This window comes from Paraburkholderia sp. MM5496-R1 (genome assembly GCF_050436205.1).
GTDB lineage: Bacteria > Pseudomonadota > Gammaproteobacteria > Burkholderiales > Burkholderiaceae > Paraburkholderia > Paraburkholderia tuberum.
This window is the reverse complement of the sequence record NZ_JBNDLT010000002.1, coordinates 2,320,150-2,343,621: the sequence shown is the minus strand read 5'-3', so window position 1 is coordinate 2,343,621 and position 23,472 is coordinate 2,320,150. Positions and strand designations below refer to the sequence as shown.

Below are 23,472 nucleotides of genomic sequence, written 5' to 3'. Positions count from 1 at the left end.
CAAGTCAGCCCGCACGCCTGCGACGCGTGCGGGCGCAGGTTTCACTCAGTAGCCGCGTTCCAGTTGCACTGCGCCGCTCACCTGCTCGCCGCGCATCATCGCGCCGATCTTGTCCGCGACCTGCGCGACGCTGTCCTCGCGTAATGTCAGCGCCGACGTGTGCGGCGTGATCGTGATGCGCGGCTCGCGCCAGAAAGGATGATCGGCGGGCAGCGGTTCCTCGCGGAACACGTCGAGCGTCGCGGCGGCGAGCTGGCCGCTCGCGAGCGCAGCGAGCAGATCCGCTTCGACGAGATGCGCGCCGCGCGCGACGTTGATCAGATATGCGCCGCGCGCGAGCTTCGCGAAGACTCGCGCATTCAGCACGCTTTCCGTGTCGGGTGTATGCGGCAGCAGATTGACGAGCACCTTCGCGCCGTCGAGGAAGCTATCGAATTGCGCGTCGCCGGCGAACGTTGCGATGCCATCGATCTGCTTCTCGCCGCGAGTAAAGCCGCGCACCGGCAGGCCGAACGAAGCGAGCGTTTGCGCGACCTGCGTGCCGAGCACGCCGAGCCCGAGCACAGCCACCGTGAACGTTGCGCGCGGATGCGGCTCGAGCACTTTCCAGCGGCGCTCGCCTTGCAGCACCTGATATTCGTCGAAGCGGCGCAGATAGCGCAGCACCGCATGCGTCACGTACTCGGCCATCTGCGCGCCCATGCCGGTATCTTCGAGGCGAATCAACGGCACCTCGGGCGGCAACGTGCCCGGATGCGCGTGTTCGAGCGCGAGAATCGCATCGACGCCAGCACCGAGATTGAAGATCGCGCGCAGCGTATTGCGTCCGGCCAGCATCTCGCGCGGCGGACGCCAGACCACCGCGAAATCGGCTGGGCCGGTGTCGCCGGGCTTCCATTCGCGCAGCTCGGCGGCGGGCAGAGCGCGCGCAAAGTCGTGCAGCCACGCGGCGGCTTCGGTGTGCGGTGCGTAGAAGAGTATTTTCATGCGGTCCGGAATGCGTCGGCGTCGATGTGGGCATGAGCGGGACGGACCCGGAGCGCGCGACGGCAATCGGACGACGCGTGCGGGATCGGGTCTCCTCCCGGTATGAATAGGCTTCATTCTACTTTTTCGACGCAAATCGCGCGCGTTTGCGCACGCACGTGCGCTTCGAGATGCATGCCGTGGTGGGTGTCGAGTTCGCGCGTACCCGCGCATTTCTTCGTTTGCCCGATAACGAAAGCACAAAAACCTGGTTCATCGATGCGCGACCGAGCGGGACAATGATTGCCTGGATTCCTTGCGCAGCGAGGCACGCACATGCTTTCATGCACCCGATCGATTGCGACAATTCCTAATTTGACGCAATTTGTATATTGATTAGGTTTCTTGAATTGCTGATTAAAGCTTCGCCATGAAAAACACCCCGAAGATTGGATCAACGTCCAACTTTCGGGGTGAATTTCGCCACTATGCGGCGACGCAGACCATTAGTTCGTGCACGCAGCGCATGCGGCTCAGCGGTTCCGCGACTCAATTCGCCACGCCGTGATCCCCATGCCCATGCGCACACCCATGCTCGCACTCGCTCTGCTCGACCGGCATCTGCTGCGCAGACTCAGCGCGAATCCCCAGGCGCGCGAGCAGCTTGCGATCCGCTTCCGCCTGCGGGTTGCTCGTGGTCAGCAACTGATCGCCGTAGAAAATCGAATTCGCGCCCGCGAGGAAGCACATTGCCTGCAACGCCTCATCCATCTGCTCGCGTCCGGCCGATAGACGTACCATCGCGCGCGGCATCGTGATGCGCGCAATCGCGATCGTGCGCACGAATTCGAACGGATCGATCGCTTCGGTCCCGCTCAGCGGCGTGCCTTGCACCTGCACCAGATTGTTGATCGGCACCGATTCCGGATACGGCTCCATGTTCGCGAGCTGCGCGATCAGCCCCGCGCGTTCGCGGCGCGATTCGCCCATACCGACGATGCCGCCGCAGCACACGTTGATGCCCGCGTCGCGCACGCGTTCGAGCGTGTCGAGCCGATCCTGGTACGTGCGCGTCGAAATGATCTGGCCGTAGAACTCCGGCGACGTATCGAGATTGTGGTTGTAGTAGTCGAGGCCCGCATCGCGCAGCGCCTGTGCCTGGTGCGTTTCGAGCATGCCGAGCGTCACGCAGGTTTCGAGGCCCATCGCCTTCACGCCGCGGATCATGTCCTTGATCGGCTCCAGGTGGCGGTCCTTCGGATTGCGCCACGCGGCGCCCATGCAGAAGCGCGTTGCGCCGTTCTGCTTTGCGACCTGCGCGGCGGCCAGCACTTCGTCGACCGGCATCAGCTTGTCGGCGGCGAGACCCGTGTCGTGATGCACCGATTGCGGACAGTATGCGCAATCCTCTTCGCAGCCGCCGGTCTTGATCGACAGCAGCGTCGACAGTTGCACCGCATTGGCGTCGAAATGCTCGCGATGCGTTTGCTGCGCGCGAAACAGCAGGTCGTTGAACGGCAGTTCGTACAACGCGACGATATCGGCGACGCGCCAACGCGCGAGCGGCTTCGCTTCAGTAGCGGCTGCGGTCGGATTGCTGTTGGCGGCGCTCGCTTCGGCGGTGCCCGCTGCGATATTCAGTTGTGTCATGTGATCGATCCTCGTAAACGGATGAATTTGGGTTCGGCGCTGCGGGGCAGCGCTATGCCGCGCGCAATTGGCGCAGCGTTTGCAGAAGCCGTCGAATGTGGAGCTGTTGCGCTGCAAGCTCGGGCGACGGCGGGCTGATATGCGGCACGACGCCGAGCAACGGCGCGTCGTACGCTTGCGCGAAATGCACGCGAATCGACGCGATGTTTTCGTCGGGAAAGGTCATGTCCGGGTCGATGCGATTCGCGACCCAGCCCGCGAGCGTTAGACCGCGCGCGGCGATCGCTTCGGCAGTCAGCAGCGCGTGGCTGATGCAGCCGAGCCGCATGCCGACCACCAGCACCACCGGCAGCTTCAGCGCGACGGCGAGATCGGCGGTGTCCTGCGTCGCGGTCAACGGCACACGAAAGCCGCCGACACCTTCGACAACGACCACCTCGGCGAGCTTCAACGCCTCGCGATGGCACGCGACGATGTGCTCGAGATCGAACGAGACGTTTTCCAGCGCCGCCGCGATGTGCGGCGCGGCCGGTTCCCTCAGCAGATACGGCGTGCGCATGGCGGGCGGCAGCAGCACGCTCGACGCGGCATCGAGCTGATCCGCGTCCTCGTTGTGCAGCACGCCGTTCACTTCGAACGCGCCCGCCGCGATCGGCTTCATCGCTGCTGCCTGCAGGCCTTCGCGCACGAAGCCGCGCAATAGCGCCGACGACACGAAGGTCTTGCCGATTTCCGTGTCGGTGCCGGTGACGAACAGCGACAGCGCGCCGTCATCGTTGATCATGTTGCTCATGCCGCGCGCGCTCCGACTTGTTGCAGGCCGGCCTCGAGCCGGTCGAGATCCGCATGCGAGTGCGCGGCCGACAGCGAGATGCGCAGACGCGACGTGCCGGTCGGCACGGTCGGCGGACGGATCGCGGGCACCCACAGCCCCGCGCGATCGAGCGACGCGGCGATGTCGAGCGTCGCATCGTTCGCGCCGATGATCAGCGGTTGCACGGCCGTATGTGAATCGACGGGCAGCCACGGCGTCGCCTTCAGCATCGCGCGCGTGCGTTCGATCAGTTGCTGCAGATGCGCGCGGCGCGCATCGCCTTCCTCGCCGCCGATGATGCGCAGACTCGCCGACACCGCATGCGCGGCCGCCGGCACCGACGCGGTCGTGAAGATATACGGACGCGCGCGCTGCACGAGCCATTCGATCACGGTCGCGTGCGCGACGACGAACGCGCCGGAGACACCCGCCGCCTTGCCGAGCGTGCCGATCGAGATCAGATGCGGCGAGCGCAGCGCGGCCTGCGCAATCGCGCCACGGCCTTGCGGACCCAGTACGCCGAAGCCGTGCGCATCGTCGACGATCAGCCATGCGCCGTGCCGCTCGGCGAGTTCGAGCAAACGCGGCAGCGGCGCGATGTCGCCGTCCATGCTGAACACCGTGTCGGACACGATCACCTTGACGTCCGCCTCCGACGCTTCGAGCATCGCGCTCAATGCATCCACGTCGCAGTGCGGATAGATCTGGACATCCGCGCGCGACAGCCGCGCGCCGTCGATCAGCGAAGCGTGATTGAGCGCATCGGAGAACAGCGTCGTGCCGCGGCCCGCGAGCGCGGTCAGCGTCGCGAGATTCGCCATATAGCCGGTGCTGAAATACAACGCGCGGGCATCGTCGAGAAAGCCCCCGGCAAATTCGGCGAGATCGTCTTCGAGTTGCGCATGCGCACGCGAATGACCGCCGAGCAGATGCGAGCCGCCGCTGCCCGCGCCATACAGGCGCGCGCCTTCGGCGATCGCGTCGATCAATTGCGGATGCGCGGCAAGGCCCAGATAGTCGTTGCTCGCGAAGCCGATGATTTCACGGCCGTCGACCGTCATGTGTGCGGCGCATGGTGTGTCGGCGGTGCGCCGGCGTCGGCGCAGGCCGCGCGCGTCGATTTCTTTCAGGCCTTCGGCGAGTGTGTCGAGCAGATGCATCAGCGGGTCTCCGCGAGCGTGGCGTCGAAGGTGTCACGCGTGCGCGTGGCGAGCAGCGCGAGTTCTTCGTCGTCGAGGATGTACGGCGGCATCAGATACACGGTGGTGCCGATCGGGCGCAACAACAGCTCGCGTTGCAGCGCGTTTTCGAAGAAGCGGCGCGAGAACGTTTTGGCTTGCTGAGGATCGTCGATCATTGCGTCGAACGCGAAGATCGTGCCGCGCTGACGCAGATTGCGCACCTGCGCGTGCTCGACGAGCGGCGCGAGCGCGGCCGCGAGGGTCGCCGATTTGTGTGCGTTGGCGGCGAGCACGTTGTCGCTCGTGAACAGATCGAGCGTCGCGAGCGCGGCGCGGCACGCGAGCGGATTGCCGGTGTACGAGTGCGAGTGCAGGAAGCCGCGCGCGGTGTCGTCGTGATAGAAGGCCGCGAAGATCTCGTCGCGCGACAGCACGATCGACAGCGGCAGATAGCCGCCGCTGATGCCTTTCGACAGACACAGGAAGTCCGGCCACACGCCCGCCTGTTCGGACGCGAAGAACGTGCCGGTGCGGCCGCAGCCGACTGCGATTTCGTCGGCGATCAGATGCACGCCGTACCGGTCGCACAACGCGCGCAATCCGGCGACGTACGACGCGTCGTGCATCGCCATGCCGGCCGCGCATTGCACGAGCGGCTCGACGATCAGTGCGGCGATGCGGTTCGCGCGCGCCTCGAACAGCGCGAGCACGTGGTCGAGCGCGCGGCGCGCGACGTCGGCGGCGTTTTCGCCCGCTTGCGCGAGCCGCGCATCGGGCGAGGCGACGACGTGGGCGTGACGAATCAGCGGATCGTACGCGTCCTTGAACAGCGCGACGTCGGTCACGCCGAGCGCGCCGATCGTCTCGCCGTGGTAGCTGTTGGCGATGCAGACGAATTCCTGCTTGTCGGCGTAGCCCCGGTTGCGCCAGCTGTGAAAGCTCATCTTCAGCGCGATCTCGACCGCCGACGCGCCATCCGACGCGAAGAACGCGTGGCCGAGCGTGTTGCCGGTCAACGCGTGCAGACGTTCCGCGAGTTCGACGGCGGGCTCGTGCGTGCAGCCGGCGAGCATCGCGTGTTCGAGCGTATCGAGCTGATCTTTCAGCGCCGCGTTGATGCGCGGGTTCGCATGACCGAAAAGATTGACCCACCACGAACTGATCGCGTCGAGATAGCGATGACCGGCGCGATCGTACAGCCACGCGCCTTGACCGCGCGCGACGGGGATCAGCGGCAGACGTTCGTGGTGCTTCATCTGCGTGCACGGATGCCACACCGCGCGCAGGCTGCGGGCGACCCAATCTTCAGGGGCGACCGGGGGGACTGCTGACTTTTCCAAAGAGTACTCCAGGGTGCTTTTTTGCCACGCACGCAAGCCTCGGCGAGTGCGCGGGGTCGAGATTAGCGGTTTATTTGGTCGCGCGCATCAACCGCGAAATGCTCGTATTTCGCGGTGGCGTCGAGGTTTAGCATCGTTCGATGCAGCTCGTTCGAGTTCGTGAGGGAAGCTCGCCAATCGACGGAGATAGCGACGTCAAAGTAGTGGGCTGTTACTGGCCAGAATTTGGGGTGACGAGGTGTTTTTTGCGGGGGAACTGAGCGCACAAGAAAAAGCCCGCCGATACGGCGGGCTTGCGGCACATCAGAATCAGGCGCGATTCACGCCTCGACTCACGCCTCTATTCGTACTTCACTCCCGGCTCGCAATCGCTTTGCGCCCATTGGCATCGGCATCGCTTGCATCCGCCGTCTGCGAGTTCTGATTGCCCCACACGACCGCGTTGTCGACCGCATACAACCGGCACGGATCGGAGCTCTGCTTCTGGCAATTCGTCACCGCCACCGACATCGGGTCGTCGCCGCCCTCGGCCCACGACCACGCGCCCGAATCCGACACCGCGAACGCGCGGCTCGGATACTGATGCAGGAAGTTGCGATAGCCATTGCGGCCCTCGTTGTCGAGGTACGGCACCGAGTCGACCGCGTCGAGCGCGGCGAATCCGGTTGCCTTCGGCGCGGCCGGATCGGCGACGTGATACTGCACGGCAGTCGGCATACCGGCGCGCGCGAGGAACGCTTCGACGGCCGGCCACCATACGTGCACGCCGTCGCGGTCGCCGACCAGCCGATGCGCGTCGTTCTTGTAGTGGCCGAAGTCGACCATCTTCGCGCTGGCGCCGTGTGCGCCGTACGCGGCGTACATGCCCGCGACGAGCCGTGCGTTCCACACCGAATCGTTATCGCCATAGAGCCACAGCGACGGCACCACAGCCTTCTCGCCGTACGCGCCGAATGCGCGCGTCAGATTGCCTTGCCAGTCTTCGCAGGCGTCCTGGCGCAGGCCGCCCGAGAAATTGATCAGCGCGCGCACGCCGGGCGCAGCTTCCGTGCCGTATGCGATCGTCGCAAGACCGCCATGCGAGGTGCCGGCCACCGCGATGTGCGTCGCGTCGACATAAGGTTGCTTCGACATGTAATTGATCGTCGCTGCGACGTCGCCGGCCTGGCCAAGGCCGTTGCGCTCGACGTCGCAGCCGTCCTGCTCGTACACGCCGTCCGAGTGACCGAAGCCCTGGCGGTTCGGCGCGACGACGACGTAACCGCGGCGCACGAATTCGCGCGCGAACGGCAGCGGGTCGCTGCGTTCCTGCGTGCGCGGGTCGCCCGGAATCTTGCCGTGGTTGAAGACGATCATCGGGAACGGGCCGGGGCCGTCCGGCTTGTAGATCGTGGTTTCAAGCGTGACCGTGCCGGTGGCGTCGACCGGCACGCGGATGATCTTTTCGTTCAGGTGAGCGGTGGGCAGGTAGACGTCGTCGTCCAGCGCGAGGCGCGGCACGCGGGCGCGCGACAGCGGTCCCTGGATGTCGCTCGACGGCGTCGCGTCGTGTGCGGAAAGGGACGAGTAGGCGAGCGGATCGGCATGCGCGATCGTGACAGCACACGTGGCCGCGGCGCAGATCGCCGCACACTTCGTCAGAACCTTGCTCAACACCATTGACGCACCTGCTTTAAAGACGTGTCCTGAACTCCGTGCTGTCCGGTTGCGCAAAACGCGGCTGACATTCAGCTTTCGTTCGCGATTTCGACACAAACAGACTCACTCGCGAACGTTGCGGGAAGCGCACGCACGCAAATCGAGATCGCACGGGATGAACCCAACGGCCGACGCGACCCCACGCGTCGAGGATGAACGTCACTTGATGCTGTCGGAGTCCGCGCGGCTCGCGTTCGATCAGCGGCCGGTCAGCCTTCCTTTGCATGTTGCGGAGCCGGTATGATCCGCTCTCGCAATGTGACGTCATGAAACTACGGACTCATCCTGGCACGACAATTTTGTTTTGTGCAATCAAGGAGAACCCGTGACGAAAAAATTGCTGCATGTGCGAACGAGGCTTCAAAGCCTTGCCGGGCAAGGGCCGGGGACATGTGGCGGGAAGCGGCGAGTACAGGTCGTGTCAGTGCTGTGGTGCGAGGCCAACGAAGAAGCCCGCGTGAAAGGAACGAAAAAAGGCCTATGCGAAGGCCTTTATAAAGTTTGTCGAGAGCGAGTGAAAGGCACGAGAAAGCTTCGGCGCGTAATGCAGCGATTACTTAATCGTCGCGTGCTCTTCATTTACTCATTGACGTCGCCATCGACATAACGCCAGCGGCCATCATCGCCGCGCACGAATCGACTCGATTCATGCAACCGATAAGCACGTCCTCCCACTTTGTAGCGGGCGATGAATTCGACGGTCGCGTGATCGGCATCGCTTTCGGCGATGCCTTTGATCTGCAGTCCGAGCCAACGGGGCGCGTCGGGCGCGGTGGGATCGACGTCGAGATCGGCGGGGCAGGTGCGGGGGTCCCACGTCGCGCGCAGGTAGTCGGTTGCACCGAGCACGTACGCGCTATAGCGCGAGCGCATTAGTTCGAGCGCGCGCGGCGCCGCTTCGCCGCCGTCGATATAGCGGCCGCAGCATTGCGCGAAACGCGGGGCTTTGGTCGCGGTGCCCCCGCGTGCGTCGGGCGCGGCGCCGCCGCACGGACAGTCGACAGGTCTTTGCAGTGACAACAATGGCTTGTTCATTGAAATTTCAATTGAGCGCGCGAGCGATCAGGATCTTCTGGATGTCGCTCGTGCCTTCGTAGATCTGGCACACGCGCACGTCGCGGTAAATCCGCTCGACCGGGAAGTCGCTCAGATAACCGTAGCCGCCGTGAGTCTGCAAGGCGGCCGAGCAGATGCGCTCGGCCGCTTCGGAGGCGAACAGTTTTGCCATCGCGGCTTCGGTCAGACACGGCTGGCCCGCGTCCTTCAGCGACGCCGCGTGCCAGATCAGTTGACGCGCGGCTTCGAGTTGGGTCGCCATGTCGGCAAGGCGAAACTGCACCGCCTGGTGCGAGAACAGCGGCGCGCCGAAGCTCTCGCGTTCTTTTGCGTAAGTCAGCGCCGCCTCGAACGCGGCGCGTGCCATGCCGACGCTTTGCGCGGCGATACCGATGCGCCCGCCTTCGAGACCCGACAACGCGATCCGGTAGCCTTCGCCTTGCGCGCCGATCAGGTTCGCGGCCGGCACGCGGCACGCCTCGAATACGATTTGCGCGGTATCCGACGAGTGCTGGCCGAGCTTGTCTTCGACTCGTGCGACCACGTAGCCCGGCGTGCCGGTGGGCACGATGAACGCGCTGATGCCGCGCTTGCCAGCGGCCTTGTCGGTGACGGCCATCACGATCGCGACGTCGCCGTTCTTGCCGCTCGTGATGAACTGTTTGACGCCATTCAGCACGTACGCGTCGCCGTCGCGTGTCGCGGTGGTGCGCAGCGCCGACGCATCCGAGCCCGCTTGCGGCTCGGTCAGGCAGAACGCGCCGAGCATCTCGCCGCGCGCGAGCGGCGTGAGCCAGTCGCGCTTCTGCGCGTCGTTGCCATAGGTGAGCAGGATGCTGCACACGGGGCAGTTGTTCACCGAGATCGCGGTCGACGTGCCGCCGTCGCCGGCCGCGATTTCTTCGAGGATCAACGCGAGCGCGAGCGCGTCCATGCCCGCGCCGCCATACGCTTCGGGCACCAGCACGCCATAAGCACCGAGCTCGGCGAGTTGCCGGTGCACGTCGCGCGGAAAGGTGCGCTCGCGGTCCCATTGCGCCGCGTACGGCGTGATCTCTTCGCGCACGAAGGTGCGCAGCGCGTCGCGCACCATCAGGTGATCCTGATCAAGCACCATGAGCGTGTCTCCGGTCCCATGCAACGTAGTTGTCTACCAGTCGAGCTGCGTGCCGTCGTGCTGAAAGAAGCGGCCGTGAAAAGCGTCGCGCGATGCCGCCGCCTGCGCCAGCACCTCGCGCATGCCAGCGACGCTGCGCGCGGGATCGAGCGCGGCCTGCGCGCCGCCCATGTCGGTGCGCACCCAGCCGGGATGCAGCGACACGCAGGTCGCGCGCTGCGCGTCGAGCGACGCGAGCTTCAGCACGGCGTTCAGCGCCGCCTTGCTCGCGCGATACAGCCAGCCGGTCGTGCCGCTTGCATCGGCGATGCTGCCCATGCGACTCGAAATCACCGCGAGCACGCCGTCCGTTTCCTCGACGAGCGGCAGCAGGATTGGCAGCAGTTGCATCGGGCCGCGCACGTTCGTGTGCATCACGTGATCGAAGTCCTCGGCGGTGATCGTTTCGATGCCTTCGGTGCGCGGACCGTACACGCCCGACACCAGGATCGCGGCATCGAGCCGTTCGCCGTCGAGCTTCCAGCCGAGCGCCGCGATGTCTTCGGGCGCGGTGACGTCGAGCGCGAAGGTTTCAGCGCCGAGTTCGCTGAGCGCGTCGAGCGCGGCGCCGTCGCGCGCGGTCGCGAGCACGCGCCAGCCGCTCTTTCTGTACTGCCGGACGAATTCCTGGCCGATGCCACGCGATGCACCGACGATCAACACTGTTTTCATCGTATTCCTCGAAGATTTTGTGGATGCGTCAGATCAGTTCGACACCCATCGCGGTCGCCTCGCCGCCGCCGATACACAGCGTCGCGACACCGCGCTTCAGACCGCGATTCTTCAGCGCGCCGATCAGCGTGACGAGAATGCGCGCGCCCGAGGCGCCGATCGGATGGCCTAACGCGCACGCGCCGCCGTTCACGTTGACCTTGTTGTGCGGTAAATCGTGCTCTTTCATCGCGGCCATCGTGACGACGGCGAACGCTTCGTTGATCTCGTACAGATCGACGTCGCCGGCGCGCCAACCGTTCTTTCCGAGCAGCTTGCGGATCGCGCCGACCGGCGCGGTGGTGAACTTCGCGGGCGCCTGCGCGAACGTCGAATGACCGACGACGCGCGCGAGCGGCGCCACGCCGAGCCGTTTCGCGGTCGACTCGCGCATCATCACGAGCGCGGCCGCGCCGTCCGAGATCGACGACGAGTTCGCCGCCGTCACGGTGCCGGTCTTGCTGAACGCGGGCTTCAGCGTGGGGATCTTGTCGAGGTTGGCCTTGAACGGCTGCTCGTCGCGCGCGATCGTGACGTCACCCTTTCGGCCCGCTACGGTGACCGGCGCGATTTCCCAGTCGAACGAGCCGTCCTCGTTCGCGCGCTTTGCGCGGTTCAGCGACTCGACCGCGAACGCGTCCTGCGCCTCGCGCGTGAAGTCGAACGACGCCGCGCACTCCTCGGCGAACGCGCCCATCAGACGGCCTTTGTCGTAGGCGTCTTCGAGGCCGTCGTAGAACATGTGGTCGAGCACCTGGCCGTGGCCCATGCGCATGCCGCCGCGCGCTTTCGGCAGCAGATACGGCGCGTTCGTCATGCTTTCCATGCCGCCCGCGACGATCACGTCGAGCGAGCCGGCGGCCAGCATGTCGTGCGCGAACATCGCCGCGCGCATGCCGGAGCCGCACATCTTGTTGACCGTCGTGCAGCCGGTGGCGAGCGGCAGACCCGCACCGAGCGCGGCCTGGCGCGCGGGCGCCTGGCCGAGGCCGGCGGGCAGCACGCAACCGATCACCGCTTCGTCGATCTGCTCGGGCTTCAGACCCGCTCGTTCTACGGCCGCCTTGATCGCGACCGCGCCGAGTTGCGGCGCGCTCAGCGACGCGAAGTCGCCCTGAAAGCCGGCCATCGGCGTGCGCGCCGCGCTGACGATTACGATTGGATCGGCGTTGATACCACTGTGGTTTGCGTCACTCATGTTCGAGCTCCTTGGTCATAGCTTGGATGGCTACCGCCGCGCGTTGCCCGCTGCGAACCCTTGTGGGATTCATCAAGCCACGCGCACATTTGGCTCGTCCGCCTGCGCATCGGGCGCTCCGGCGAACCGCTCCGGATAACGCACGCAAAAGCGCACGCTCCGGTCGTACGGGAAAAAATCGGGCAGATCGCCCTTCAACAGAAAATCTTTGTATCGCTGCCACAGCTCGGGCTCGAAGAAATCCGCGTGATGCCGCATGAACGAGCGCCGCACGCGTGGATCGCCGAGCAGGAACGTGCCGTACGTCTCCGGGAAAATATCGTGCGGGCCTACCGCGTACCATGGCTCGTCCGACATTTCGTCTTCCTCGTTGCGCGGCGCCGGCACCGCACGCACGTTGCAGTCGGTCAGGTATTCGATCTCGTCGTAGTCGTAGAACACGACGCGGCCGTGTCGCGTGACGCCGAAGTTCTTGTACAGCAAGTCGCCGGGGAAGATGTTCGCCTGGATCAGCTCCTTCACCGCGTCGCCGTATTCCTTGATGCCGCGCTCGACGTCGTCGTCGTTACCGTTCTGCAGGAACAGATTGAGCGGCACCATGCGTCGCTCTAGGTACAGATGGCGAATCACGAGGTTGTCGCCGTCGTACTCGATCAGCGACGGCACTTCCTTTTCGAGTTCGCGCAACAGCGTTTCGTCGAGCCGCGCGAGCGGCAGCGCGACGCTCGAATATTCGAGCGTGTCGGCCATCCGGCCGAGCCGGTCATGACGTTTGACGAGCAGATACTTCTGCTGGATCTGCGCGCGCGTGGTTTCCTTCGGCGGCGGAAAGTTGTCCTTGATCAGCTTGAACACGTAGGGGAACGACGGCAACGTGAACACCAGCATCACGAGCCCCTTGATGCCGGGCGCGACGATGAAGCGGTCGCTCGAATGCTTCAGGTGATGCAGCAGATCGCGATAGAACAGATTCTTGCCCTGCTTCTGCAGACCCACCGATGTATAGATTTCCGCCTTCGGCTTGCCCGGCATGATCGTGCGCAGAAACTCGACATACGCGGACGGCACTTCCATGTCGACCAGAAAATACGAGTGCGAGAAGCTGAAGGTGATCAGCAACTGCTCGCGCTTGAGCAGCACGGTGTCGAGCGCGAGCACGCCCGGTTTCACGTGACGCAGCGGCACCGCGAACGGCAGCAGCGCCTCGCCGTTGATGATGCGCCCGACGATATATGCAGCCTTGTCGCGATAAAACAGCGACGACAACACGTGAATCTGGAAGTTCGGCGCTTCGTCGAACACGCCGAACGCTTCGCGAATCGACTGCATCACGCAGGCGACGTCGCGCGTCAGATCCTCGAACGGCGGATCGAGCTGGAAGTTCGTGACGACCCGTTCGAGCGTTGCGGCAAGTCCATCGGTACCGGGGTAATACGCGCGATACGTCGGCTTCGCGGCCGGTTCGTCGTTCTCGATGTATTCGGTCGAGATCGCCGGGCGCACGAAAATGAAATCGTTGTTGAAGTACGAGCGATGCAGAATCTTGCAGGAAACCGAATTAAAGAAGGTTTCCGCGCATTCCGGCTGACGGTGCGTGGTCAGGAGGCCGATGTAGTGCAGCTTGATCTGCTGCCACACTTCGCTGTCGATGTTCTCCGCGTCGTACTCGTCTTCGAGCAACTGCACGCATTCCTGCACGCGATCGTCGTACGACGTGATGCGGTCGCGCGCGAGCTTTTGCAGGCCGTGCCAGTCGCCGGCTTCGAACAGCGTCTTCGCGTGGATCGCCGCGTCGCGAAAGATCCGGTAGTGACGGTCGAACCCATCGAGCATCGTCTGCGCGACGTCGAAACCGATTTGCGACGATAACAGCTTGGGGAAGTGATTCATCACGCGCGCTCCGCAAACGCCGGTCAGAGTCAGGCCGCTTCAGGCAGGCTTCGCGTCGTGCCTCGCGCCATCGAGCAGCGCGCGCGCCTGCGCTTCATACTGCGCGAGATCTTCGAGCGTCGCGTCGAGATCTTCTCGCTGACGTTCGAGCACTTCGCGATGACGCGCGACCGTCGCGAGGAACGCGTGCAACTGCGGTACGGTATCGGTCGGCGATTCGTAGACGTCGAGCAGGTCACGGATCTCCGACAGCGTGAAGCCGAGCCGCTTGCCGCGCAAGGTGAGCTTCAGACGCGTGCGGTCGCGGCCCGAATAGACGCGCCGCAAGCCGCTCGAACCCTCGCGGCTCGGTGAGAGTAAACCCTGGTCTTCGTAGAAACGGATCGCGCGTGGCGTGACGTCGAATTCGCGCGCGAGCTCGGTAATCGTGTATTGCGTATTCATCGGGACATCTCGTGGCCGCTTGGTCGGCACAAAACCGGATTGGACGATAGAATCGACGTTTACGTTATCGTCAACCTGAGCGGAAAGCAACCACAACCCGGCCGACCGGCATCGCACACCTCGCCATGCCGGAGGGTCGTCGGAGGAAGACAGTCCCCATGAATGCACTCGAACACCAGCTCGAATACCCCTTCAACGACACGATGCCCGACGCGGGCCGCACGATGGAAGTCGCGCCCGGCGTGCTTTGGCTGCGCATGCCGCTGCCATTCGCGCTCGACCATATCAACCTGTGGCTGCTGCGCGATGAGATCGACGGCCAGCAAGGCTGGACCGTGGTCGATTGCGGTATCACGTCGGACACGATCAAGGCGAATTGGGAGAGCGTGTTCGAATCGGTGCTCGACGGCCTGCCGGTGCTGCGCGTGATCGTCACGCATTGCCATCCGGATCACATCGGCCTCGCGCATTGGGTGTGCGGCGGTGGCGATAAAAAGCGTTGGGACGCGCGGCTGTGGATGACACTCGGTGAATACATGCAGGCGCGCGTGATGGCGACCGGCGGTGGCTCGAACGCGGGTGGCGAGGCCGCGGCGCGGCACTTCGCGCGGCACGGTCTGACCGACGCCGAATCGCTCGAAAAACTGCGCAATCGCAATAGCTACTACGCGAGCCTCGTGCCGGCGATTCCGGGGCAATACCGTCGTTTGCGCGAAGCCGAGGACGTGAGGATTGGCGGTAGGACGTGGCGCGTGGTGACGGGCTTCGGCCATTCGCCGGAACACTGTGCGCTGCACTGCGCGCAAACCGGCACGCTGATTTCCGGCGACATGGTGCTGCCGCGCATTTCGACCAACGTGTCGGTGTTCGATATCGAGCCTGAGGGTTCGCCGCTCGAACTGTATCTGGAGTCGCTCGGCCGCTACGAGACGATGCCTGAAGACACGCTCGTGCTGCCGTCGCATGGCAAGCCGTTTCGCGGCGTGCGCACGCGCATTGAGCAACTGCGCGAGCATCACGACGCGCGGCTCGCCGAAGTGCGCGAAGCATGCGCGGAAAAGCCGCGCAGCGCCGCCGATATCGTGCCGCTGATGTTCAAGCGCCAGCTCGATATCCATCAGATGACATTCGCGATGGGTGAGGCGCTCGCGCATTTGCATCTGCTGTGGCGGGCGGGGGATTTGAAGCGGACGCAGGATGCGGATGGGGTGATTCGGTTTGCGGCGGTGTGATCTCGGCCGTTGGCTGCGGGCGTAGAAGCGAGGACGAATAGGTCCGCGCTACGCGGAGGCACTGAGCGGCGCAACGATGCCAGGCGTCCTTTCGTGCGAACTACTTCAACGGCAAGTCAGAGGCAGCGTCGCGTAGTTGCTGGGCTCGCCGGTTGTTGAGTTCGGAAATGCAAGCCAAACGGCCCAATTCGTGCGAATTGCCAGCCCCACCACCACTTAGCGAAGCTGCGAATTCGCATTGAGCCTTGCGGTACTCCGCGAATTTCCTGTTTGATGCGACGAGTTTTGCCCTGGCCTGGTTGACGTACTTGTTGTCTTCATCCCATTTGGAGAGGGTGCCAGCCATCTTCTCCTCGGCTCGTTTGAGGGCCTTCAGACTGGCCTCTGCTTTCTCTGCCAGACAGTCCCGCATTCCCGCTTGCGAGAACGCGCTGCATTCCTCGCGCAGAGCCCGTTCGCTTGCAACGGGAGCAGTTGAGGCCGCAAGGACCATTGTTGGCAGGTAGGCGGTCAAACCGAAACAGATCAGCTTCATTGTGCGCATAGGGCTACCTTTCCTTTGCGCACCATTGACAAAGCGTAATCAAGCTTCCTGGCGTAGTTGGGGTCGCCCCCTCCGTTGTAACGCTCCGCTATCACTGGCGCGGACATGGGACGCCAGCTTGTAACAGCGTTTTGAACTGAAGCTTTCCGGTACTTCAACACCATAGCGTTATACATAAGTCCTTAGCCGAGCCCGTCGCGGAGCGCGCGTAGCGTGTCAGCGGCAGCGAGTACCTGATCGAGCCCTCGCCAGATGGTCTTGGCACCCGGTTCACCGTCGCTCTTTCGGCCGAGGAAACCACCGATTTGCGCAATCAGCCGCACGACCTCATTCACAGTGGGCGGCGGCGTCGGCATCTTCTTTTTGGCCAGCAGGTGGGCGCCACGAATTTCGTCCGGATCGAAGAACAAGGCGGCATCCAGATCCGGACAGGTCCGGCCTTTGCGCATCAGATACGTCACACGCCATGCCACTACCAGGAACAAGGCCAGCGCACGCTCGATCCGGTCGACAGCGGCCAATTGCAGGGTCTCGACTTCGCAGCCGTTCTTGAGCACATGGAAATAGATTTCGATTTCCCATCGGGCCCGGTACCAATTGATCAGTTCGACCGCGTCTTCCTGGGTTGCGACGGCTCGGTTGGTCAGCAAACGCCACTCAATCGGCTTGATGCCAGCGGGCGCCCCCACTTCGCGTGCGATTACGCAGTGAACCTTGAGCTTGCCGCGTTCGCCGTCCACTATCTCGACTTCGCGAGCCCACAGTTGCTGGCGTACGGTGCGGCTCTTCTGAGTCTCGCGGGCGCCGGTCATGAAGGTGATTTCACCCAAGGGCTCAGCGCTGGTTGTACTCGCCCACAGCCTGGCGCCGTCACCGCCGGGCAGGCAGCGGTCATGTTGGGCGCGCACCAGCCAGTCCGCTGGCGTGCCCAGTTCGTGCGCCCGGCGCATCATTTCCACCATGTCCGCCTCGCGGTCGGCCACGTACACCAGTCGCGTGTGCGGCATGTCCGGCGCCATTTCCGCCACGCGCTCGTAGCCTTCGATCCAGCGCGTGCTTTCTTTCGGCCCAGGACGTACACCATCGGCGTCAAGCTCCTCGCGCGCCCACATCCATGCATCGAGCACGCCCTGCGGTTCGCGTTCGGTCGTCACCGCATAGGTCGGGTGCAAGTACAGCCCGCGCCTTGCTTCGTAGTTCAACGGCCCCAGACCGTCGATGTCCTGGCCGTTAAAATCAAGCTCGGTGGTGTCCTGGATGCACAGCACGACCGACTGGCTGCGCATGCGTTCCTGCGTGCTCGCCCAATGCGGCTCCAGGATGGCTTCCCAGGCCACATCCGTATTGCGCAAAAATCGGTACGCCGCGCACGTCTCGCTCCAGCTATCGCACGCCTGGGGGATACTGGCCGTCGGATTGGCCGCAAGTCGTTCCATCAATTTCTTTGCCCTCCTGTCCAGGCGGGCGTCGCCAAGGTCCAGCCCCGCAAATTCCTGCTCGATCCACTGCTGTGCCGCCTTCGTCACCGCGTCCGCCCAAATTACGAGAGTAGACGCGATCCGGCCAAAGTTTACAAGCCCAGCCTCCAAGTCATTGAATGTAAACGGCTTGCTGGCGCGGGCGGCTGCCGCAGCGAGATGTGTATAACGCTATGACTTCAACACTTGTCCGGGGCGCAGAACAGTGGCGGTGGGATTCAGCTTTTTTAACGTGTCGATCGTGGTGCCCTGAGCCCTCGCCATCTTGTCGAGGCTATCTCCTGGCCTCACCGCGGATTTCGTAAACCTCAGGGTCAGCACCAAGTACGCTTCTGTACTTAAAATGTGCCATGCGCATTAGCAAATAACCAATACCAGCACGAATGTTATACGCCGGTATCGTTCTGACAGAGGCCATTGTCAGCCGTCCTATCCAGGCTGACGGCACAATCAAATCACCGCCTTCTTTGCGTGAAAGCAGCGATGCTAATCCAGGATCGCCTGCAACCCCGATTTGCATCGGCTTGGCGTTCCACTGCGGATCGTGGGCACCTGTTTCGACCCACAACATCGCCTTGATAAGCTGCCAGTCCAAGGGCACGTACCCGGAAGTGCCGTGAAGATGCCGGTTGTACTCATGGACTGCCATCTGGATCTCGCAGTCCCAGGAATTCCATTTGGCATCGCTTACAGCCTTGCTAACGCCATCCTGCCACCGTTCAAAACCTGTCCTCGTTGGAGCTTGCATTGCCATAACCATTCCTTCTGTCAAAGTGTGGGCGGCTACTTTGCAAGCAATTATCAGCTTCTTGCCTGAGGAAAATTGCATTAGGAATCGGTCTGGCGGGCGAAGGCCCGAGATCACGTCGAAAAAAGGTTACGCAGTGTCAGATGCAACCAGCCAATTCGCGCGTTGAAAAGAAAAAGCCCGGTTCAAAAACCGGGCTTTCTTGCAGGGCCGCCTGCGCTAACCGCAGCGCAAAATCACTGCACCACCACCGCCCCAAAATTCTGCCGACCAAACGGACTCACGTGATACCCGCTCACGTTCGTGCGCGTGATCGCGGCAGCGGTCGGATAGCCGAGCGGAATCCACAGCGCTTCGTCGTGGATGATCTGCTGCGCGGCTTCATACGCTTTCGTGCGCTTGGCGATATCGGACGTCGCTCTGCCGTCGGCGATCAGCTTGTCGAGGTCCTGATCGCAGAAGCGCGCGAAGTTGATGCCCGACTTCACCGCGTTGCAACTGAAGAGGGGCGACAGATAATTGTCCGGATCGCCGTTGTCGCCGGCCCATCCCATGAACAGCGTGTCATGCTGACCCTGCTTCGCCTCCTTGATCAGCTCGCCCCATTCGATCACCTTGACTTCCGCCTTCACGCCGATCTTCGCGAAGTCGGCCTGCAGGAGTTCGGCACCGGCCTTCGGATTGGGATTGAGCACGCTGCCATTCGGACGCACCCAGATCGTCGTTTCAAAACCGTTCGGATAGCCCGCGTCGGCGAGCAGCTTCTTCGCCTTCGCCGGGTCGTACGGCCAGCCCTTGATCGAGTGGTTGTAGCTCCACGTATTCGGCGGAAACGGGTTGACGGCCGGCGTCGCGGTGTTGTCGAACACGGTCTTCAGATATGTCGTGCGGTCGAACGCCATGTTCAGCGCGGCGCGCACCTTCTGGTTTTCAAGTGGCTTCTGCTGCGTGTTCAGCGCGACGAAGGCTGTCATGAACGCGGGCGTCTGCACGATCGCGAGCGACTTGTCGTTCTTCGCGTCGGCGAGATCCTGCGGCTTCGGCGACAGCGCGATCTGGCATTCGCCAGCCTTCACCTTCTGCGCGCGCACGGTCGCGTCCGGCGTGATCGCGTAGATCAGGCGCTCGATCTTCGGCTTCGGTCCCCAGTAGGTCGGGTTCGCGTCATAACGGATCACCGCGTCTTTCGTATAGCTTTTCAGCACGAACGGGCCGGTGCCGATCGGCTTCGCATTCAGATCGACCTGCTGGCCGGCCTTCAGCAACTGATCCGCGTACTCGGCCGAATAGATCGACGCGAAGCCCATCGTCAGGATCGACAGGAACGTCGCGTTCGGCTCGTTCAGCTCGAACTTGACCGTGTTGTCGTCGACCTTGGTAATCGACCTGATCAGCTTCGGCAGCCCCATCGATTGCGCATGCGGGAAGCCGCTCGCGCCCGCCACCTTGTGCCACGGATTGCTGTCGTTGAGCATGCGGTCGAACGTGAAGATCACGTCGTCGGCATTGAGCGCGCGGGTGGGCTTGAAGTAGTCGGTGGTTTGGAACTGCACGTTGGGGCGCAGGTGAAACGTGTACGTCAGGCCGTCGGGGCTCACTTCCCACTTGTCGGCGAGCGCGGGCACGACCTTCTTCGCGGCTTCGTCGAACGACACCAGCGAGTTGAAGATCACGTCGGCCGATGCATTCGTCGTGACGAGCGAATTGAACTGCACGACGTCGAAGCCGTCGGGGCTCGATTCGGTACAGACGGTCAACGGTTTGGCGAGCACGAGCGCGGGCGCAGTGAGCAGGATGGCGGCTGCGAGCAGTTTGAAGCGCATAGGATCTCCGGTAACGAGCGCAGTCAGGCAGTGCGTCTGGTTGTGTTTATGGCGGCGATGCGTGAGCGGGCAGGTCAGCGGTCCCGGCGCGCGCGTCGCCACGATTGTGATACGTTCCCGGCGCCGTCGTACAGGTCGGGCGATCCCGGCCTGAGGCCTGGGCGCCAGGCCTTCGAGGCCTGGCCGGCGGCGCGCCTTCGCGAAAGCTTATCGAAGGGCCATTTTGGCGACAACAATTTAATCGACATATCCATATGGGGGCGGCGCGGCCATGCTGCCGCCTCAGGCTGCGGCGGCCTGACGCAGCAGGTAGCCGATGCCACTTATTGCGCGCACGCCGTACCACGACGTCATTTCCCCATCGATCAGATCGATGCGCTTGCCGGTGAGACGCGGATCGCGCGCGAGCGCATCGCGATGCGCGGCCGTGAAGCGGTACGGCTCGCTCGACAGCAGCACGCGCTCGACCTGCGCGAGCCACGGCGCGTCGTCGAAGTCGAGCGTGGGGTAACGCGCGGCGCCCGCGCTGCCGCCGCGCACGTCGGGCAGCGTATGCCAGTTCACGAGGCGCAGCATCGCGGCGATATAGGTGTCGTGTGCGACGCTCATCCACGGTTCGCGCCAGATCAGGTACAGCACGCTCTGGGCGGCGAAGGCGTGAGCGCCGGCTTCGCGCAGACGCGCTTCGAGCGAGTCGCTCAAGCGCCGCGCTTCTTCTTCACGCCCCGAAGATCGCGCCGAGCAGCGCGAACAGCGCGAGGTTGTCGTGCGGCGTCTGCGGATGGGTGACGACGATGTGCGGCACGAACGCGCGCAGTTGCTCGACGGTGTCGCGTTCGTTCTCGTCGACATTGACGATCAGATGGGTGGGGCGCAGCGCGCGGATCGCGTCCAGTTTGACGGCCTTCGTGCCGCCGACCTTCGGCACCGCCCGGACCTTGTCGCGCGGATGCACGCAAAAGCCGGTGCGCCCGACGATCTGCCGTTCGAGGCCGAGCGCGAACAGCGTTTCGGTGAGGCTCGGCACCAGCGACACGATGCGTGCGTCGGTGCCCGCGGATTCGTGCGCGACGCCGGCTGCATCGACCGCACGGGACTGCATGGCTTACTCGGCGGCGGCGCGCGGCTTGCGCGGCGCGCGTTCGAACACGCGGTCGTAGAGCCAGCGCGGCAGCACATGCAGCAGCATCGCGGCCACGCGCATCTGCCACGGAAACACCCCGAACGACGTCTGCCGTTCGACCGCTCGCGCGACCTTCGCCGCGAAACGGTCGGGGTCCATCAGGAACGGCATGTTGTACGGATTGTGCTCGGTCATCGGCGTGCGGATATAGCCGGGCGCGATCGTGACGACCCCGACGCCGAACGGCCGCATCTCGACGCGCAACGCCTCGAGATACTTCAGGGCCGCCGATTTCGATGCGCTGTACGCGCCCGAACCGGGCAAGCCGCGCACGCCCGCGACGCTCGCAATGCCGACCAGCGTGCCGCGCTTCGATGCGGCCATCGCGGCGGCAAATGGCTCGAACGTCGCGACCATGCCGAAGTAATTGATGTCCATCACCTCGCGGAACGTGCGCAGATCGCCGTGACCCGTCAGCGCGCCGCGGCTGATGCCGGCGTTGGCGATCACGACGTCCGGCAGGCCGTGCGCGGCGATGAAGCGCGCGGCCGCATCGGCGAGCGCTTCCGCGTCGCGCACGTCGACTGCATAGATCGAGACGGTGTTCTGGGGATGGGACCGCTGGAACGCGGCGAGCGCGTCGCCGCGGCGGGCGACGAGGCCGAGAATCGCGCCGCGCCGTGCGTATTCGCCGGCGAGCGCGAGGCCGATGCCGCTCGAAGCGCCGGTAATGAAAACCTTCAGCGGAGAGCTCATACCGGCGCCTCGTGATTACATCTTCTTGGCGCGGACTTGCGAGACGAGGTAGTCGAGCACCTGGATCGTGCCCGGCAGGGTGCCGGTCGCGGCCGGGCCGGTTTCATACTTGCCCTGCACCGCGAGCGTCGGCACGCCGTCGATCTTGTAGTCGTCGAGCAGCTTCTTGTCCTTCTGCAGCGCGCTTTGCGTCGAGAACGAGTTGTACGCTTCCATGTACTTCTTCGGATCGACGCCGAGCGTCGCGAGGTATTTGCTCTGGTCTTCCGGCGTCAGCAGATAGTTCTTGTTGACATGGATTTCGTTGAACACCTTCGGCGTCAGTTCGTTCGCGACGCCGAGCGCGTCGAGCGCGTGGTACATCTTCGAGTGCGGGATGAAGTCGTCGCGGAAGGCGACCGGCACGCGGCGGAACACGACGTCCGGGCCCTGCTTCTTGACCCAGGCTTCGAGGAACGGGTCGAATTCATTGCAATGCGGGCAGCCGTACCAGAAGAATTCGATGACTTCGATCTTGCCGGCCGGCACGTCGGTCGGTTGCGGCGAGGCCAGCACGGTGTAGTCCTTGCCGGCAACCGGCGCGGTCGGCGACGCATGCGCGCTGGCCGCGATCAGGCCTAGCGAGAGAAACAGGATGCTCAGCAGCTTTTTCATGTTGTGTAGACCCAGATAAGGCGGTAGCGCGGCGACGCCATGCGAAGGGCCCGTCGCCGCTGGTCGGATTCGGTGCGGCCGCCCGCCACAATACAGGTCGAAGCGGCCATCGTGCTTGTGACTCGCGCGCCGCGCCGATAGTTCGATGCGCCGTGCGAGCCGGCATTACCGTTTATTTATTGTTTGGTGAAGCGGATCACCGCGGTATCGACACCCGCGTCCGACAGACGCTGACGACTCGAATTCATGTCCTCGAACTTCGAGAACGGCCCGATGCGCACGCGGTAGTACGTGACGCCGCCGGCATCGCGCTGCGTGACCTTCGATTCGAAGCCCTGGAACCCGAGGCGCGCGCGCTGCTGTTCGGCATCGGCGGCGGTCTTGTACGCGCCGACCTGCAGGAAATAGCCGGTGTTCGCCTCGCCCGGCGCCGGAGCGGCGGCCGGGCCCGGCTTGGCGTTGGCGAGCGTGGTCGCGCTCTTAGGCGCGGAGCCTGCCGCCGTGGCGGCCGGCGCGCTCGAGGTCTGCGGCTTCTTCGCCGGCGCCGGCGCGACGATGCCGCCGGTGCCGCCGGTGCCGCCGGTGCCGTTCTCTTGCGCGGGATTCGGCGCGACCGCAGTGCCGTTGTTATTCGCGTTGCCGCCCGACGGCGGCACTTCGACGATCTGCGGTTCTTCGAGCATGCCCGACTGGGTCTGGGCGTTGGTCTGGCCCGGCGCGGTGTTCGGCGGAGCCGGTTGCGCGGCCTGCGGCACCGGCTGGCCCGGCGTCTTGCCTTGCAGCGGACGGTTCGGATCGTATTGCGGCTGGCTCGCACCGTTGTCGGTCGCCGCTGGCGGCGCGACCTTCGACACGAACGGCGTAGGTGCACGGGTGATATACAGCGCCACCACTACCGCGATCGCCAGGCCGACGATCAGGCCCAGCACGATGCCGAGAAAAGTGCCCCCGGTTTGCTTCGATTGCTTTGTTGTGCGGCGTGGTTTTGCCATCGTACGAATCACCTGCAA

Annotated in this window: 20 protein-coding genes and 1 pseudogene; 1 reads left to right on the top strand and 20 read right to left on the bottom strand. The window is 64.1% G+C overall.

The genetic code is table 11. The features are described 5' to 3' along the window. Window positions 1–45 precede the first annotated feature (45 nt). From OKW38_RS17765 to OKW38_RS17710, 12 genes are all read right to left on the bottom strand, one after another. Entirely contained in the window at window positions 46–987 is a 942-nt protein-coding gene (locus OKW38_RS17765) for a 2-hydroxyacid dehydrogenase (RefSeq protein ID WP_429362501.1), read from the bottom strand. 528 nt (window positions 988–1,515) lie between these two features. Then, window positions 1,516–2,616 (bottom strand): biotin synthase BioB, encoded by a 1,101-nt coding sequence (bioB, locus tag OKW38_RS17760; RefSeq protein ID WP_429362499.1) that lies wholly within the window; start codon window positions 2,614–2,616, stop codon window positions 1,516–1,518. A gap of 52 nt (window positions 2,617–2,668) precedes the next feature. Beyond that, complete coding sequence (gene bioD / locus OKW38_RS17755; protein WP_429362497.1) at window positions 2,669–3,409, bottom strand: dethiobiotin synthase; 741 nt, start codon at window positions 3,407–3,409, stop codon at window positions 2,669–2,671. Beyond that, on the bottom strand, window positions 3,406–4,590 hold the full coding sequence (bioF, locus tag OKW38_RS17750) for an 8-amino-7-oxononanoate synthase (protein ID WP_429335656.1): 1,185 nt from the start codon (window positions 4,588–4,590) through the stop codon (window positions 3,406–3,408). Before bioF ends, bioD begins: the two co-directional genes overlap by 4 nt. Further along, window positions 4,590–5,951 carry an adenosylmethionine--8-amino-7-oxononanoate transaminase gene (gene bioA / locus OKW38_RS17745; protein WP_429362495.1) on the bottom strand — a complete coding sequence of 454 codons (1,362 nt, stop codon included), beginning with the start codon at window positions 5,949–5,951 and terminating at the stop codon, window positions 4,590–4,592. The genes bioF and bioA overlap by 1 nt, the downstream gene beginning before the upstream one ends. Before the next feature lie 351 nt (window positions 5,952–6,302). Beyond that, window positions 6,303–7,610: a dienelactone hydrolase family protein gene (locus tag OKW38_RS17740; protein WP_429362493.1), complete on the bottom strand. Its 1,308-nt coding sequence runs from the start codon at window positions 7,608–7,610 to the stop codon at window positions 6,303–6,305. 618 nt (window positions 7,611–8,228) lie between these two features. After that, window positions 8,229–8,684, bottom strand: coding sequence for a YchJ family protein (locus tag OKW38_RS17735; protein ID WP_429362491.1), 456 nt, complete (start codon window positions 8,682–8,684; stop codon window positions 8,229–8,231). A 7-nt stretch (window positions 8,685–8,691) separates the two neighbouring features. After that, the gene (locus tag OKW38_RS17730; RefSeq protein WP_429335660.1) at window positions 8,692–9,822 is read right to left on the bottom strand and encodes an acyl-CoA dehydrogenase family protein; all 1,131 of its coding nucleotides are present in this window, start codon (window positions 9,820–9,822) and stop codon (window positions 8,692–8,694) included. Between the two features lie 33 nt (window positions 9,823–9,855). Next, the gene (locus OKW38_RS17725; protein WP_184026369.1) at window positions 9,856–10,533 is read right to left on the bottom strand and encodes an SDR family oxidoreductase; all 678 of its coding nucleotides are present in this window, start codon (window positions 10,531–10,533) and stop codon (window positions 9,856–9,858) included. 28 nt (window positions 10,534–10,561) lie between these two features. Next, window positions 10,562–11,770, bottom strand: coding sequence for an acetyl-CoA C-acetyltransferase (locus OKW38_RS17720; RefSeq protein ID WP_184051305.1), 1,209 nt, complete (start codon window positions 11,768–11,770; stop codon window positions 10,562–10,564). Between the two features lie 72 nt (window positions 11,771–11,842). Then, the gene (aceK, locus tag OKW38_RS17715; protein ID WP_429362489.1) at window positions 11,843–13,660 is read right to left on the bottom strand and encodes a bifunctional isocitrate dehydrogenase kinase/phosphatase; all 1,818 of its coding nucleotides are present in this window, start codon (window positions 13,658–13,660) and stop codon (window positions 11,843–11,845) included. 39 nt (window positions 13,661–13,699) lie between these two features. Beyond that, window positions 13,700–14,104: a MerR family transcriptional regulator gene (locus OKW38_RS17710; protein WP_090802783.1), complete on the bottom strand. Its 405-nt coding sequence runs from the start codon at window positions 14,102–14,104 to the stop codon at window positions 13,700–13,702. Between the two features lie 158 nt (window positions 14,105–14,262). Here OKW38_RS17710 and OKW38_RS17705 point away from each other — a divergent pair, with 158 nt between their 5' ends. Then, complete coding sequence (locus OKW38_RS17705; protein WP_429362487.1) at window positions 14,263–15,336, top strand: MBL fold metallo-hydrolase; 1,074 nt, start codon at window positions 14,263–14,265, stop codon at window positions 15,334–15,336. 100 nt (window positions 15,337–15,436) lie between these two features. On the opposite strand, the gene OKW38_RS17700 is transcribed toward OKW38_RS17705, so the two are convergent. The 8 genes and pseudogenes from OKW38_RS17700 to OKW38_RS17665 form a co-directional block, all read right to left on the bottom strand. After that, on the bottom strand, window positions 15,437–15,880 hold the full coding sequence (locus OKW38_RS17700) for a lysozyme inhibitor LprI family protein (RefSeq protein ID WP_429362485.1): 444 nt from the start codon (window positions 15,878–15,880) through the stop codon (window positions 15,437–15,439). A 182-nt stretch (window positions 15,881–16,062) separates the two neighbouring features. Further along, window positions 16,063–17,406, bottom strand: coding sequence for an IS4 family transposase (locus OKW38_RS17695; RefSeq protein ID WP_429362483.1), 1,344 nt, complete (start codon window positions 17,404–17,406; stop codon window positions 16,063–16,065). 226 nt (window positions 17,407–17,632) lie between these two features. Then, on the bottom strand, window positions 17,633–18,187 hold the full coding sequence (locus OKW38_RS17690) for a hypothetical protein (RefSeq protein ID WP_429362481.1): 555 nt from the start codon (window positions 18,185–18,187) through the stop codon (window positions 17,633–17,635). Between the two features lie 155 nt (window positions 18,188–18,342). Beyond that, window positions 18,343–19,929: an ABC transporter substrate-binding protein gene (locus OKW38_RS17685; RefSeq protein ID WP_429362479.1), complete on the bottom strand. Its 1,587-nt coding sequence runs from the start codon at window positions 19,927–19,929 to the stop codon at window positions 18,343–18,345. A 282-nt stretch (window positions 19,930–20,211) separates the two neighbouring features. Continuing rightward, a pseudogene (locus OKW38_RS17680) lies at window positions 20,212–21,031 on the bottom strand (helical backbone metal receptor). Between the two features lie 3 nt (window positions 21,032–21,034). Beyond that, on the bottom strand, window positions 21,035–21,808 hold the full coding sequence (locus tag OKW38_RS17675; RefSeq protein WP_429362477.1) for an SDR family oxidoreductase: 774 nt from the start codon (window positions 21,806–21,808) through the stop codon (window positions 21,035–21,037). Window positions 21,809–21,823: 15 nt separating this feature from the next. Continuing rightward, a complete protein-coding gene (locus OKW38_RS17670) occupies window positions 21,824–22,462 on the bottom strand; it encodes a thiol:disulfide interchange protein DsbA/DsbL (protein WP_090802791.1) in 639 nt (212 codons plus the stop codon). A 176-nt stretch (window positions 22,463–22,638) separates the two neighbouring features. Further along, a complete protein-coding gene (locus OKW38_RS17665; protein WP_429362476.1) occupies window positions 22,639–23,454 on the bottom strand; it encodes an SPOR domain-containing protein in 816 nt (271 codons plus the stop codon). Window positions 23,455–23,472 lie beyond the last annotated feature (18 nt).

Coding starts and splice junctions, on each gene's coding strand:
- OKW38_RS17675 (WP_429362477.1), bottom strand. CDS start 21,808: ATGAGCTCTCCGCTGAAGGTTTTCATTACCGGCGCTTCGAGCGGCATC.
- OKW38_RS17690 (WP_429362481.1), bottom strand. CDS start 18,187: ATGCAATTTTCCTCAGGCAAGAAGCTGATAATTGCTTGCAAAGTAGCC.
- bioD (WP_429362497.1), bottom strand. CDS start 3,409: ATGAGCAACATGATCAACGATGACGGCGCGCTGTCGCTGTTCGTCACC.
- OKW38_RS17685 (WP_429362479.1), bottom strand. CDS start 19,929: ATGCGCTTCAAACTGCTCGCAGCCGCCATCCTGCTCACTGCGCCCGCG.
- OKW38_RS17700 (WP_429362485.1), bottom strand. CDS start 15,880: ATGCGCACAATGAAGCTGATCTGTTTCGGTTTGACCGCCTACCTGCCA.
- bioF (WP_429335656.1), bottom strand. CDS start 4,590: ATGCATCTGCTCGACACACTCGCCGAAGGCCTGAAAGAAATCGACGCG.
- OKW38_RS17670 (WP_090802791.1), bottom strand. CDS start 22,462: ATGAAAAAGCTGCTGAGCATCCTGTTTCTCTCGCTAGGCCTGATCGCG.
- OKW38_RS17725 (WP_184026369.1), bottom strand. CDS start 10,533: ATGAAAACAGTGTTGATCGTCGGTGCATCGCGTGGCATCGGCCAGGAA.
- OKW38_RS17765 (WP_429362501.1), bottom strand. CDS start 987: ATGAAAATACTCTTCTACGCACCGCACACCGAAGCCGCCGCGTGGCTG.
- OKW38_RS17720 (WP_184051305.1), bottom strand. CDS start 11,770: ATGAGTGACGCAAACCACAGTGGTATCAACGCCGATCCAATCGTAATC.
- OKW38_RS17710 (WP_090802783.1), bottom strand. CDS start 14,104: ATGAATACGCAATACACGATTACCGAGCTCGCGCGCGAATTCGACGTC.
- OKW38_RS17665 (WP_429362476.1), bottom strand. CDS start 23,454: ATGGCAAAACCACGCCGCACAACAAAGCAATCGAAGCAAACCGGGGGC.
- aceK (WP_429362489.1), bottom strand. CDS start 13,660: ATGAATCACTTCCCCAAGCTGTTATCGTCGCAAATCGGTTTCGACGTC.
- bioB (WP_429362499.1), bottom strand. CDS start 2,616: ATGACACAACTGAATATCGCAGCGGGCACCGCCGAAGCGAGCGCCGCC.
- OKW38_RS17730 (WP_429335660.1), bottom strand. CDS start 9,822: ATGGTGCTTGATCAGGATCACCTGATGGTGCGCGACGCGCTGCGCACC.
- OKW38_RS17740 (WP_429362493.1), bottom strand. CDS start 7,610: ATGGTGTTGAGCAAGGTTCTGACGAAGTGTGCGGCGATCTGCGCCGCG.
- OKW38_RS17735 (WP_429362491.1), bottom strand. CDS start 8,684: ATGAACAAGCCATTGTTGTCACTGCAAAGACCTGTCGACTGTCCGTGC.
- OKW38_RS17705 (WP_429362487.1), top strand. CDS start 14,263: ATGAATGCACTCGAACACCAGCTCGAATACCCCTTCAACGACACGATG.